The following is a 13,335-nucleotide window of genomic DNA, read 5'->3' on the forward strand; positions in this document are numbered from 1 at the left end:
GGCGCCCCGGGAATCCGGGGCGCCGTACACATCGGCCGCAGGTCAGCCCAGACGGGTCAGCTTCCTGTCGAAGCCGGGCTCGACCAGGTCCTTCTGCAGCGCGACGGGCGCGCTGACCGCACCGGCGCCGGTGCCGATCGAGATCTCGCCGACGACGTCGCCGGCCTTGGCGGTGTGCGGCACGGCCTTGCCGCCGTCGGTCAGCCGGAGCTGCACCTTCAGGCCAGGCCAGCCGATCGCCTTCAGTTCCTTGGTCGCGACGACCGGGGTCGTCCCGCCGAGCCCGTCGTCGATGTGGCCGACGACCTGGCCCTTGCGGACCACGGCGGCGGAGGTCACGTCCGCCTGCGCCTTCTCGATGATCTTGAGGCTGTAGTCGATGGCGAGCTGGAGCTTCTGGTAGAGCTGGTCGGCGTCCTTGGCCCCCATCACCACACCGAGGATGCGGCGGTTCTTGCCGTCGACGACGGTGTTCGCGGACCAGAGCAGGTTGCCGCCCGCGGGGGTGGACGAGCCGGTCTTGATGCCGCCGACACCCGGCTTCAGCAGGATGTTGTTGTTGTTCTCGATCTGGCCCGGGATGCCTTCGACGGTCAGGTTCGGCATGTTCACGATCTCGCGGAACACGTCGTTCTGCATGACCGCCTTCGCCAGCTTCAGCTGGTCGAGCGGGGTGGAGACGGTGGTCGACTGCAGACCGGACGGGTCGGTGTAGACCGAGTCGGTCATGCCGAGGTCCTCGGCCGCGGCGTTCATCTTCTCGACGAAGGCCGCCTCGGAGCCGGCGTCCCAGCGGGCCAGCAGCCGGGCCACGTTGTTGCCGGAGGGGATCATGAGGAGCTGGAGCAGCTCCTTCTCCGAGTACTCCTGCCCCTCCTTGATCGGCGCGGTCGACTCGTTCGGGGCCTTGGCCTGCTCGCCGGCCTTCTTGTCGACGGGGATCTCCGGACCGCTCTGGCTCCCCTTGATGGGGTGGTCGCGGAGGATCACGTACGCCGTCATCGTCTTGGCGACGCTCGCGATCGGCGCGGGCTTCTGCGCGCCGTACGTGCCCAGCGAACCGACGCCCTCCACCTCGGCGGCACCCTGGCCCTCGGTCGGCCACGGCATCTGCAGTTCGCCGCCCTCGAAGGTGAAGGTGGGCTCGGCGGTGAGGCCGAGCACCGGTGGCGGCAGCGGCCGGACGAACTGCACGATCGCAAAGACGATCAGCAGCAGCACGACGAGCGGCGTCCAGATCCGCACGCGCCGCACGGTGGTGCGGAGGGGGGTCTGCGGCGCGTGCGGATCTGGACGCGGGTCGGGGGGAGCTTCAGCGCGGTCGTCGGCTGGTCGACGGGAGCCGGGCGGACGGTCTTGAAGACGGCCGTGGGCTGGTCGACGGGCTTGGCGGGCGCGCCGGTCCGGTCGGGCCCGGCGTCCGCGTCGGGCGCGGTGGCGGTCTCCGCGTCGGACGCGTCGGGGTCCGTGTCGGGCTCGTCGGACTCCGCGGCGGGCGCGGCGGCGTCCGACGGCTCCTCCTGGGCCTCGACGGGCGCCGTGGCGGGCTTGCGTGAGGCGAACCAGGACTCCGGCGCGGAGGCCGGCTTCGCCGCGGGCTCGTCCTCGGCGGGCTCGTCCTCGGCGGAGTCGGCGACGTCGGACGCGGGTTCGGCGGCGGGTTCGGCGGCGGCGGAAGCGGCCTCCTCGGAGTCGGCCGCGGTGTCGGCCTTCTCCGCCTCGGGCTCGGCGGGCTCGTCGGCGGAGGCGTCGGCATCGGCATCGGCTTCGGCGGCCGGCTCGGCGTCGACCGCGTCGGCCTTCTCGGCCTCGGGCTCGTCCACCTCGTCGGCGGAGGCGTCGGCATCCACTTCCGCTTCCGCTTCGGCTTCGACATCCGCCTCAGCCTCGGCGGCATCGGCGGAGGCGTCCGCCGTGCCCTCGGCACCCTCGGGGCGCTCTTCGGTCCGCGGGTCGTCGCCGGAGGCGACCCAGGCCGCCACCGCCGCCCTCAGGCGGTCGCCGTTGTCCTCGGGAGCGGCCTCGCCGGCGGACTCGTCACCGGCCGGCGCCTCGTCCTCGGTGGCCGCAGTGGCCTCCGAGTCGGCATCGGCCGCGGGGACGTCCGCCTCGGTCTCCGTCTCGGCCTCCGTCTCGGGGGCGGTCTCGCTGTCCGCCTCCGCGGTCTTCTCCGCCGCCGGAGCGTCGTCCTCGGACACGCGCGGGGCCGGCGACCGGAAGACGGCGGTCGGCTGGTCCACGCGGACCGCGGCCGGGGCCTTCGCCGTCGTGGACGAGCCCTCGGCCTCACGGAGGACGGAAAGCCTCGGATCCCGGGCACCGCCGCCCGGAGCCGCCCCCTGCGAGGACTCCTTCTGCTCCGCCTTGTCGGGGGACTCGCCCGCCACCGTGCCTCCTCCATGCGTCATGCGTACGTCCGAACCATGTACCAGTGTCCTGTGTGAACCCCTTGGCTCCCGTGCTAGACGAGAACGACATACCTACTGGTTCCCGTACGAACCACCCAGGCACTCTCGACAGATGAATGTGAGAGGGGTCACCCTGTGACTCATCCACGCGGGGAGGCATGGATGGGCAGGAGCCGCAGAACAATTCCGGAGGAGCTTCTGCTGCTCGCTCTGGACCCGGCCACGGGTACCACAGCGCAGCCGCAGTCGCTCGACCTCGGCCTCGCCGGAGCTCAGCTAGTGGAGCTGGCTCTGGCAGGACGGATAGCCCCTGACGGGGATCGTATCGCCGTGGTGATGCCACGGCCGACCGGAGATCCGACTCTGGACTCCGCACTGGAACTGCTGCGCAGGCGCGGCAGCCCGGTTCGGGCCGTCCACTGGATTGGCGGGCCCCGACTGGGGCTGCGCCAGATTTACCTCGCTCATCTGGAGCGGTGCGGCATGGTGCATGCCGTCGAGGGCCAGATGTGCGGGGTGCTGCCGACGACTCGCTACCAGGCGACGGACACGGCGATCAGCCGGGACATCAGGGCCCGGCTGGACAGTGCGATCCGCACCGGCGTACCGCCGGACCCGCGGACCGCGGCGCTCGCCGCGCTGGCCCACGCGGTCGGTCTCGGCAAGCACCTGTACCCGGGGAACGAAGGACGGTCGTCGCGGTCCCGGCTGCGCGACCTGATCCGACACGACCCCATGGGCGGCCTCGTGGCGCATGCCGTGATGGACGTCCAGAACGGCGTGGCCGCCCAGCCGCGCCGCAACTCCGCGGCGGGTGGCGGACGTCCCTCGGGCGTTCCGGAGCAGCCCCACCGCGGCAGCATGGCCCGCGCCGCCGTGCACTGAGCACCACAGAACCGATCCGGGAGCCGCCGCCGTGTGCGGGGTGGTCACGACGACCGCCCCGCACACGCGCGCCACGGCCCTCGCGTCGGGCATCGTGCCTGCGTGACGGCTGCGTTGTCGTCATTTCCCAGCGCACACCGCACCTTTGGTGGCAGTCTGCCAAGCAGTAGATACTCACAGCTACGCAGGCCGATTGCCGGAGGTGCAGTTTCCGTGGCGTCCAGTGTCAATCCCACCGTAAGGCGACGCCGTCTGGGTCAGGAGCTGCGCCGGCTCCGGGAGCAGAAGAACATGACGGCCGAACAGGTCGCCGAGCGTCTGCTGGTCTCCCAGTCGAAGATCAGCCGCCTGGAGAACGGCCGCCGTTCGATCAGCCAGCGCGACGTCCGCGACCTCTGCGGGGTGTACGAGGTCGAGGACGAGCGGGTCGTCGAGTCCCTGATGCAGATGGCCAAGGACTCGCGCCAGCAGGGGTGGTGGCACGCCTTCGGCGACATCCCGTACAGCGTCTACATCGGTCTGGAGACCGACGCGGAGAGCCTGCGGGTGTACGAGCCGCAGGTCATCCCCGGTCTGCTGCAGACCCACTCCTACGCGGAGGCCGTGATCACCGGCGCGCTGCCCGAGTCCGCCGCGGCCGACATCGACAAGCGCGTCACCGTCCGGACCCGCCGCCAGGAGCGCATCAGGGACGCCGAGCGCCGTCTGCGGCTGTGGGCGGTCATCGACGAGGGAGCGCTGCGCCGGATCGTCGGCAACAAGCAGCTGATGATCGAGCAACTGGAGCATCTCGTCGAGCAGTCGCACCTGCCGCACGTCACCGTCCAGGTGCTGCCGTTCGACATGGGCGCGCATCCCGGCATCAGCGGCCACTACGCGATTCTCGAATTCCCGGACACGTCGGACTCCAGCGTCGTCTACATCGAGGGCGTGACCAGCGACCTGTATCTGGAGAAGGCACAGGATGTCGCGAAGTTCAGCGTGATGTACGAGCACTTGCGGGCACAGGCGCTGAATGTCGAGCAGACCCGGGAGTTCATCTCGGACATCGCCAAGGAGTACGCCACGGGAAATTAGGGAGGAAATGCCGCCATAGGGAGCCACCCCCCGCGGAAGAGGCCCGTACGGTACACCCCGCCCGGGCCCCAGCGGAAGCCCGCTTGGAATATGCCATCCGGTCGAGTGAACGCCCGCCCCACATGGCGGGGCCGACGAGTAGCGTCGATCACGCCAGCAAGAAAGTTGGCGCGACACCTACTGGCAGAACCGGAGTCAAGAACATGGCGATTACTCAGGGCGCTACGGACACCTGGACCAAGTCCTCCTATTCCGGAGGGAACGGGGCCTGCGTCGAAGTCAAGTCCCCCGTCGTGGCCGCGATCGCGGTGCGGGACTCCAAGGCACCCGAGGGCCCTTCCCTCGCCTTCGGCCCCGATTCCTGGAACCTCTTCGTCGGCGAAGTGAGCACCGGAACCCTCTGAGCGCGTGCGCGCCCGGGATCGCACGGTGTTAAGGAAAGAGCCCTCTCGACCGGTCCGCCGTCCTGGCCGAGGGGGCTCGGCTTCGTTCGTGACCGTTCCTCACCTGAGTTCGTCGACGTAGCGGTCCGTCCCCGGCACCGTCGGGACGAACGGTGCCAGCAGCTCGACCCGTCCCGCCTCCCCCGCCAGGGACTCCAGGCCGGCGAAGTGCTCCTGCCAGCAGTCGCGGGGATCGCGCTCCAGGAACCACAGCAGCGTCAGCCGGTTGTCGACGCCCTCGACCTGCTTCACGTACGTCATCCGGTCCCCGGGCAGGGGTGTCGGCCGGAAGATCGTGACCATCGCCGCCGGTGAGCCGGCGAGCCGCTTCGGGAGTTCCCGTGAGCGCAGCCGCTCCAGGAGCTCCGCCCGCTCCGCGGGCCCGTCCGCGTCGACGACCTGGAGCACCAGGCCCGCGTAGGGGTGGTCGAGGGCGTGGAAGTCGCGGGGGCCGGCCGCGCCGTCGCGGTAGACGGTGGCCACGTGGTCCTGGAAGGCCGTGAAGACGTGGGTGCGGTCGTGGTAGACCCGGCCGTCGCGGTTGAGGCGCTTGTTGATGCCGACGGTCCACTTCATGTGCTCGTCGTAGCGGCCGTCGGTGATCCAGTAGGTGGAGAGGTAGCAGCCGGCGGTGACCGGCTGGGCGATCGCCGACTTCTCCGGGCGGCGCAGCTCCTGCAGCTCCCGGGTGGCGACCCAGCGGCGGCCGGCGTACATCCAGGGCATCGCCATCGCGCCCGCGTAGTAGTGGTCGTCCTCGTACCAGCGGTTGTACGCGAACTCGTGGCCCGGGTGCGGCTCGACCATGGTGATCAGGGCGTGCCCCGGGCGGACCCCGTAGGGACCCACGGCCGCCAGTTCCGCGTACGTCTCGCTGCGGGTCTCCCCGCGGTCCTCCGCGCGCGCGTCCTCGCCCATTCCCGACCCCTTCCCAAGTCCGGTGGAGCCACCTACTCTGACGGGCCGTCAGATAATTGGCCAGACTCGGGAGGCGCCCGGATGCTGCTCCAGGGAAAGACCGTGGTCGTGTCGGGCGTCGGCGCCGGACTCGGTCACCAGATCGCCGCCGCGGTCGTCGCGGACGGGGGCAACGCCGTCCTCGGCGCGCGCACCGAGGCCAACCTCGCCAAGTCGGCGGCCGAGATCGACCCGGCCGGGCACCGCACGGCGCACCTGCCCACCGACATCACCGACGAGGCGCAGTGCGAGGCCCTCGCCGCCCTCGCGGTCGAGCGCTTCGGCGGGATCGACGGCGTGGTCCACGTGGCCGCCTGGGACAGCTACTTCGGCGGGCTGGAGGACGCCGACTTCGCCACGTGGCAGGGCGTCCTGGACGTGAACCTGCTGGGCACGCTGCGGATGACCCGGGCCTGCCTGCCGGCGCTCAAGGAGCGGGGCGGGGCGGTCGTCCTGATCGGCACCCAGTCGGCCGTGGCGGCGCCCTCGCAGGTCCGGCAGGCGGCGTACGCGGCGTCGAAGGGGGCGCTGACGTCGGCGATGTACTCCATGGCGCGGGAGCTCGGTCCGCACCGGATCCGGGTCAACACCGTGCTGCCGGGCTGGATGTGGGGTCCGCCGGTGCAGGCGTACGTCCGGTTCACCGCGCACACCGAAGGGGTGCCGGAGAGCGAGGTGCTGTCCCGGCTGACGGAACGGATGGCGCTGCCCGAGCTGGCGACCGACGCGGACGTCGCCCAGGCCGCGGCCTTCCTCGCCTCGGACCGCGCTCGGGCCATCACGGGACAGTCCCTGCTGGTCAACGCCGGTGAACTGATGCGGTAGCACCTCGCGGGACCGTACACCCAGGAGCCGCACGGCGCGGGATGCCGTGCGGCTCTCTCGTGCTCTGAGTTGTTCACAGTCATGAACACAGGTCAATGACTCGAACGATTTTACCTGCTCTTGACCCTCCGGTCCGTTGTCGTGAGCGCGCGATTCCCCACACCATGAACGGCGTTCACAAGGCGGACCGGACCCCTGGAGGGGGCTCAATGAACAGTCTCGACTGGGCCGTGCTCATCGGCTATTTCGGCGTGATGGTCGCGATCGGCGTCTGGTCCCACAAGCGCGTGGACAACGTCTCCGACTTCTTCACGGCGGGCGGCAAGATGCCCTGGTGGCTCTCCGGCATCTCGCACCACATGTCGGGCTACAGCGCGGTGATGTTCACCGGATACGCCGGTATCGCCTACACCTACGGCGTCACCTCCTACGTGACCTGGTCCTTCCCCATCGCGGTCGGCATCGCCATCGGCGCCCACCTCTTCGCGCCCCGGCTCAACCGGCTCCGCTCCCGGCTCCACGTGGCGTCGCCGCTGGAGTATCTGAAGACCCGCTACAACCTGCCCACCCAGCAGGCCCTCGCCTGGTCCGGCGTCCTGCTGAAGATCGTGGACGTGGGCGCCAAGTGGGCCGCCATCGCCACCCTGCTGTCGGTCTTCACCGGCATCTCCCTCAACCAGGGCATCCTGATCACCGGCGTGATCACCGGCATCTACTGCACGGTGGGCGGGCTGTGGGCCGACGCGCTGACCGAACTGGGCCAGTTCGTCATCCAGTTCTTCGCCGGCATCGCGATGCTGATCGCCGTCCTGGCGAAGCTGGGCGGCGTGAGCGCGCTGTGGACGGTCTGGGACCGGCCCGAGCTCCAGGGACACACCGAGCCGACCGCCGGCCCGTACACCCTGACCTTCCTGCTGGCGTTCCTCTTCATCAAGACCTTCGAGTACAACGGCGGCATGTGGAACCAGGCCCAGCGCTACATGGCGACGCCGAGCGCCCGCGAGGCCACCCGCTCCGGACGGCTCTCGTCCCTGCTGTGGTTCGTCTGGCCGCTGGTGCTGTTCTTCCCCATGTGGGTCGCGCCGCTGCTGGTCGACCCGAAGAAGCCCGACGCCTCCGACTCGTACGCGCTGATGACCGAACAGCTGCTGCCGCACGGACTCCTGGGCCTGGTCATCGTCGGCTTCTTCTCGCACACCATGGCCATGTGCTCCTCCGACGCCAACGCCATCGCCGCCGTCTTCACCCGTGACATCGCCCCGGCCCTGAGCAAGGCGGCGCGCGGCTGGACGCACCGGGCCGGGCTCATCGCGGCACGCTGGTCGACGATCGCGTTCCTGGCGCTGTCGATGGCGATCGCCACCCAGGTCAACTCCCCCACCTTCAAGGACATCATCACCGTCGTCATCAAGTGGGTGGCCGGTCTGATGGGGCCGATCGCGATCCCGTTCATGCTCGGCCTGCTGCGGGCCTTCCGGAAGTCCGGCCCGACGGCGGCGCTCGTCTCCTGGGCCGCCGGCCTGTTCGCCTTCTGGCTGACCAACTACGGCCTGGACGGCGTCGAGCTGCAGATCCAGATCGTCTCGCCGCTGGCGACCTCCCTCGTCCTGTACGTCCTGATCGGCTTCGTCAAGCCGGAGGACACCCCGGAGCGGGACGCGGTGCTCGACACGATCCACTCCGACGGCGGGGCCGCCGCCGTCCCGGCGCAGACCGGCGGCGACCGGTCCGGTCAGCCCCTCGGGTAGCGGGCCAGCCAGCCCGGGGACGACTCCGAGGGGCTGTGCAGGGCGGCGCCCTGCGTCATCTCCATCGCGAAGTCGTCCGAGATCTCCAGGACCGTGGAACGGCCCTCCAGTTCGGCCAGCCAGGCCGGCGGGAGGGCCGTCTCGCCGTGCAGCGCGCCGAGCAGCGCACCGGTGAGGGCCCCGGTGGCCGCCGAGGGGCCGCTGTGGTTGACCGCGAGCCGCAGGCCGTGCCGGATGTCCTCGCCCACCAGGGCGCAGTAGACGGCCACGGCGAGCTGGTTCTCCGCCCGGTCCACGTCGGCGCCCAGCGCGATGACCCGGGCCGCGTTCGGCATCCCCTGGCGTACGGCTCCCAGGGCCTGCTGGAGCGCGTCGGTGACCGGCTCGTGGCCCGGGCGCGAGGTGAGCTGGCCGAGGGCCCGCTGGACCGAGCCGTCCACGGTCTCGCCGCGCGCGAGGCCGTGCACGACGACGGCGAGTGCGCCGGCCGAGAGGTAGGCGGACGGGTCGCCGTGGCTCTGGGCCGCGCATTCCACGGCCAGTTGGCACACCAGCTGCGGCTCCCAGCCGACCAGCAGGCCGAAGGGCGCGGAGCGGACCAGCGCGCCGGAGTCGGTCGCGTCCGGGTTCTTGGGCCGGTCGAGCGTGCCGAGGACCTCGTCGCCGAAGCCGGTCAGGCAGGCGCGGGCCGGATCGCGGCGGGTGTAGAGCCACTCCTCGCACGCCAGCCAGCCGTTGTCCTTGCGCCGTTCGTCGGGACCCCAGTCGCGCTGTGTCGCGGCCCAGCGCAGATGGGCCCGGTGCACGTCGGTGGGCGGGTGCCAGGCGCCGGTGTCGCGGCGGACCTGGGCCCGGACGAGCCCGTCGACGGTGAAGAGGGTCATCTGCGTGGCTGCGGTGACGGCGCCCCGCCGCCCGTAGGCGGGCACGGGCTCGGTCAGGCCCTCGTCCCCGTGTGCCGCCCGGATCTCCTCCAGGGAGTGCGCCGCGATCCCCGCGCCGAAGGCGTCGCCGATGGCCCCGCCCAGCAGACAGCCCCGTACCCGGGCCCGGAAGTCCTGCTGTTCGGCACGGCCCCACACGGCCGCGGCGGTCGTGGTCACAACGTGCCCTCCCCCGGTGAAGCAGGTCTGCCGCAGCACTGTAATCGACCGGGTACGCACGTTCGCGATGCGGAACGTTATGTGATCTGACGCCCTTCAGGCCGGATTTGACCGAAGTTCACCCGGGGTTCCCTCGCGACGCCCCGAGCCCGGGAGCCGGCGCCGGGGCCCACCGCGCCCGGAGCCCGGGAGCCTAGGGGCCCGGGAGCCCGGGAGCCCGGAAGCCCGGGAGCCGGGGAGCCGGGGCCGCCGCACCACGCCGGGAGCCGGGAGCCGGCGCTCGGGCGGTCAGTCCCCCTCCGCCGGGGTCAGCTCGGCCAGCCGCGAGCCCAGGGGGCGCGCCAGCTCCGCGAACCGGCCGGTGTCGGCGCCCCGGGACGCGGCGAGGTCGTCGAGGACGTCGCGCACGTCGACGACGCCCGCCCACAGGTGGGGGAGCCGGAGCATCCGCTCCAACGCCTTCCCGGCCTCCTCCCACCGGCCCAGGGCCGCCCGGGTCACGGTCAGGGCCCCGAGCTCGTCGACCGTGGGCTCGTCCGCGACCACGAAGGCGCGCTGTTCCTCGTACTCCCGCCACAGCGCCGCGGCGGCCTCGATCCCGGACATCCGGCTCTCCACCCGGGCCAGCAGGAACAGTCCGTCCCGCGGCTTCGCCTCGCGCAGCCGCACCGCGGCCTCCCGGGCCTCGCCCGGCCGTCCCAGCCCCAGCAGGGTCCAGGCGATGAGCTCCCACCGGTCGGCGCGGTCTCCCGGTGCCAGCGAGGCGAGCAGGTGGTGCGCCTCCCGGAGGCGTCCGAGGTGGAAGAGGGCCATCGCGCGACGGCCCGTGAGCCACGCGGAGTCGCGGTCCGGGCAGCGCTCCAGATCGGCGAGCGCCTGCCGCGAACGGCCGACCGCCTGGGCGAGCCACGCCCGGTCCGCCAGCGCGACCGTGCCCTTCAGCTCGACCAGCCGGTCCATGTCCGCCAGGCCGCCGCGCACGTCTCCGAGCAGGCACCGGACACGTGCCCGGCGCTCCCGGGCCCCGCGGTGGTCGGGGGAGAGCTCCAGGGCCCGGTCGTAGTCGGTCAGGGCCTCGGTGAGCCGGCCCGCGGCCGTCCGCGCGGCCGCGCGTGCCAACCGGTCCACGACGGACTCCGGGTCCGCCTCGGCCAGCGCGTCGCAGCGGGCCCGCCCCCCGGGGGTGGCTCGGACCTCCCGGAGCAGGAGGACCGCCAGGGCCCATGCGGCGCCGTCGGGCGCCAGTTCCCACAGCCGCTCCAGATCGTCCAGCGCCCCCTCGGTCCGGCCCCGGGCGCGACGGACCTGGCAGCGGACGCCGAGCGCCCCGGCGTGGTCCGGGTTCAGCGCGATCGCCCGGTCCAGGTCCGCCAGCGCCTCCCCGAGCCGGCCCGCCCGCTGGTGCGCCTGGGCGCGGTCGACGAGCGCCGTCGCCACGTCGTCGCCGCTCGCGACCGCCCGGTCCAGCACGGCGGTCTCGGCGTCCGGGTTCCCGAGCCGGCGCTGGAGCTCCGCCAGTTGGGACAGGGCCCAGCCGTAGTCCGGCCGGGCCGCCACGGCCTCCTCCAGGACGGACAGCGCCTCCTCCAGGCGGCCCAGGTCGGCCAGGACGAGGGCCTTGCTGCCCAGGGCCCAGGCGTAGGCGGGGTCGAGTCGCAGGGCGCGGTCGAGGTCGAACAGCGCCTGGCCGTGGCGGCCGGAACGCCAGTGCAGGTAGCCGCGGTTGGCGGGCAGCCAGGCCAGGTCCGGCCGTCTCTCCTCGGCGCGGTCGAGATCGGCCATGGCCCCCGCCTCATCGCCGAGCGCGAAGCGTACGTCGGCCCGGCGCAGCAGCGCCCACCAGTAGTCCGCGTCCTTCTCGATGGCGCGGTCGAGGTCGGCCAGCGCGCCCCGGAGGTCGCCGAGCTGGAACCTCGCGTGGCCCCGCGTCGCCAGGACCACGGCCTCCTCCGGCCCCGACTCCAGTGCCCGGTCGCAGTCGGCGACCGCGAGCGCGTACCGGCCCGCCCTGCGGTGCAGTTCGCCGCGTTCGGCGAGGATCCACGGGCTGTCCGGGGCGTGTCCGTCCGCGCGGTCGAAGTGCTCCAGCGCCGCGGGCAGGTCGCCCCGCCGCTGGCCCACCATCCCGAGCCCGAAGTGCGCGCGGGCGCATGCCGGGTCCAGGGCGAGGGCCCGCTCGTAGTCGGCGGTCGCGGCGTCGTACTCCTCGGCGTGGCGCCGGCGTTTGCCGCGGGCCACGAGCGCCGCCACCTGCCCGGCCGCGCCGAACGCCGCCCGGGACAGCAACAGGTCGAGCAGGGCCACGACGGGCTCCGGCCCGGTCTCCAGGGCGTTCGTGGCGGCGTCGGCCCATGCCCGCAGAAGCGGGGCGTCCGCCGCCTCGCCCGCGTCGGCGAGCGTCCAGGTCCAGCGGCGGGCCGTGGCGGGCCCGTCGTCGCAGGCGTCGACGCCGTCCCGGAGCGCCTCGGCCAGCGCGGCCTCGGGCCGGGCGCAGAGCCGGTGGTACGTCTCCTCCAGGCGCGCCGCCCGCCACTCCTCGCGTCCCCACCGCTCGTCGTCCCGGACGCCGTCCGCCGCCGCCACGGCCCGGCCGGCGAACGCGTCCGCGAGGCGTTCGTGGTCCTCGGTCCACTTCCGCGGCGAGCGGGTGCGCTGGAGGTAGAGCATGGGGCCGCGGACGACGTCGTGGTACTGGAGGCGTCCGTCGTGGGCGGAGACGAAGGGCAGGGTCCGCAGCCAGTCGAGGAGTCCGGGGTCCGCGTCCGCGCCGACGGCGGCCAGGAAGACGTCCTCGTCCAGCCGCCGGGGCAGGGCGCAGGCCAGGGCGGCCGCGTGCCGGTCGGGGTCCGGCTCCCCGCGCAGGAAGCGGTCCACGGCGGTGGCGCTGGGGACGCCGGCGTCGCCCGGGTTCTCGGCCAGGGTGGACACCAGGACCGGAAGGCCGCCCGACAGGCGCAGGACGTCCTGGACGACGTGCTCGTCCACCACGCCCCGCCCGGTGAGGAGCCTGCGCGACTCGGCCTCGGTGAAGGGCCGCAGTGCCAGTTCCCGGGCGTAGAAGGCGCTGTCCGGCCAGGAGGCCGGGTCGAGGCGGTCGCGGCCCGCGATCACGAAGACGGTGGTGGCGGGCAGGGCCCCGTACCGCTCGGTGGTGACGAGGTCGCGCAGCCAGGTGTCGAGGTAGGGCGCGGTGCGTTCGTAGGTGTCGAAGAAGAGGGTCAGCCAGGGGACTTCGGCGGCGACCCGGTCCAGTTCGGCGACGAGGACGGGGGTGAGGCTGCGGACCGGGTCGAGGACGAGCCGCACGTCGTCCTGGTTGCGGAAGCGGGCGCTGAGTATGCCGCGCAGCCGGTCGGCGCCGTGGGCGAGCGGGCCCGGGTCGACGGCCCCGGCGAAGGCCCCCACGACGGGGATCATGCCCGCGCCGACCAGCCCGGCCTGGGCCAGCGCCATGCTGCCCGCGCTGGGCGGGGCGTCCGGTCCCGTCCCGGGCCCGGCCTCGGCCGCCGCGGACGCTGCCTCGGCCTCGTGCCGTCGCTGCTCGTAGGTGGCGAGCTGCCGGTCGAGGGCCTTGAGCGGGTGCCCCTGCCGGGCGAAGCAGGCGCTGATCACGGCCAGCACCTCGGGGACGCTGTTCGGCTCCTCGTCGGCGTACGCGGTCACGGCGCCGTGCCCGGCGGCGACGTCCAGGAGTTCGCGCAGGAGGGTGGTCTTGCCGACGCCCGCGTTGCCGCGGACGTGGAAGAGGAACCGGTGCCGGTCGTCCTCCACGGGTAGCTCGAAGTTGGCCCGGAAGGCGGCGATCTCCTCCTGGCGGCCGACGAACCGGGCGCGCTTGCGCCCTTCCATCAGGGCCTGCATCGACGGTCGGGCGGTGGCGGCCATGCGC

General features: G+C 72.8%; 10 protein-coding genes. 5 read left to right on the forward strand and 5 right to left on the reverse strand.

The window, feature by feature from the left end; all coding sequences use genetic code 11:
* Window positions 1-42 precede the first annotated feature (42 nt).
* Window positions 43-1,245 carry a D-alanyl-D-alanine carboxypeptidase family protein gene (locus tag EAO71_RS39660; RefSeq protein ID WP_315986597.1) on the reverse strand — a complete coding sequence of 401 codons (1,203 nt, stop codon included), beginning with the start codon at window positions 1,243-1,245 and terminating at the stop codon, window positions 43-45.
* Entirely contained in the window at window positions 1,209-2,408 is a 1,200-nt protein-coding gene (locus EAO71_RS39665) for a hypothetical protein (RefSeq protein ID WP_315986598.1), read from the reverse strand. Before EAO71_RS39665 ends, EAO71_RS39660 begins: the two co-directional genes overlap by 37 nt.
* Window positions 2,409-2,570: 162 nt before the next feature.
* Between EAO71_RS39665 and EAO71_RS16445 the strand changes: the two genes are divergently transcribed.
* From EAO71_RS16445 to EAO71_RS16455, 3 genes are all read left to right on the forward strand, one after another.
* Window positions 2,571-3,293 (forward strand): GOLPH3/VPS74 family protein, encoded by a 723-nt coding sequence (locus EAO71_RS16445; RefSeq protein ID WP_147978407.1) that lies wholly within the window; start codon window positions 2,571-2,573, stop codon window positions 3,291-3,293.
* A 213-nt stretch (window positions 3,294-3,506) separates the two neighbouring features.
* Complete coding sequence (locus EAO71_RS16450) at window positions 3,507-4,370, forward strand: helix-turn-helix domain-containing protein (RefSeq protein ID WP_147978408.1); 864 nt, start codon at window positions 3,507-3,509, stop codon at window positions 4,368-4,370.
* Window positions 4,371-4,573: 203 nt separating this feature from the next.
* Complete coding sequence (locus EAO71_RS16455; RefSeq protein WP_147978409.1) at window positions 4,574-4,774, forward strand: DUF397 domain-containing protein; 201 nt, start codon at window positions 4,574-4,576, stop codon at window positions 4,772-4,774.
* A 99-nt stretch (window positions 4,775-4,873) separates the two neighbouring features.
* Here the strand turns inward: EAO71_RS16455 and EAO71_RS16460 are convergent, their stop codons facing one another.
* Window positions 4,874-5,731 carry a hypothetical protein gene (locus EAO71_RS16460; RefSeq protein WP_147978410.1) on the reverse strand — a complete coding sequence of 286 codons (858 nt, stop codon included), beginning with the start codon at window positions 5,729-5,731 and terminating at the stop codon, window positions 4,874-4,876.
* Between the two features lie 81 nt (window positions 5,732-5,812).
* Here EAO71_RS16460 and EAO71_RS16465 point away from each other — a divergent pair, with 81 nt between their 5' ends.
* Window positions 5,813-6,595 carry an SDR family oxidoreductase gene (locus tag EAO71_RS16465; protein ID WP_147978411.1) on the forward strand — a complete coding sequence of 261 codons (783 nt, stop codon included), beginning with the start codon at window positions 5,813-5,815 and terminating at the stop codon, window positions 6,593-6,595.
* 209 nt (window positions 6,596-6,804) lie between these two features.
* The gene (locus EAO71_RS16470; RefSeq protein ID WP_147978412.1) at window positions 6,805-8,343 is read left to right on the forward strand and encodes a sodium:solute symporter family protein; all 1,539 of its coding nucleotides are present in this window, start codon (window positions 6,805-6,807) and stop codon (window positions 8,341-8,343) included.
* On the opposite strand, the gene EAO71_RS16475 is transcribed toward EAO71_RS16470, so the two are convergent.
* On the reverse strand, window positions 8,328-9,446 hold the full coding sequence (locus EAO71_RS16475) for an ADP-ribosylglycohydrolase family protein (protein ID WP_147978413.1): 1,119 nt from the start codon (window positions 9,444-9,446) through the stop codon (window positions 8,328-8,330). The two genes, EAO71_RS16470 and EAO71_RS16475, sit on opposite strands and share 16 nt — an antisense overlap.
* Before the next feature lie 288 nt (window positions 9,447-9,734).
* Window positions 9,735-13,331, reverse strand: a complete 3,597-nt coding sequence (locus EAO71_RS16480; RefSeq protein ID WP_147978414.1) for an ATP-binding protein — start codon at window positions 13,329-13,331, stop codon at window positions 9,735-9,737.
* Window positions 13,332-13,335 lie beyond the last annotated feature (4 nt).

The organism is Streptomyces sp. MS191 (assembly GCF_008042125.1).
GTDB lineage: Bacteria > Actinomycetota > Actinomycetes > Streptomycetales > Streptomycetaceae > Streptomyces.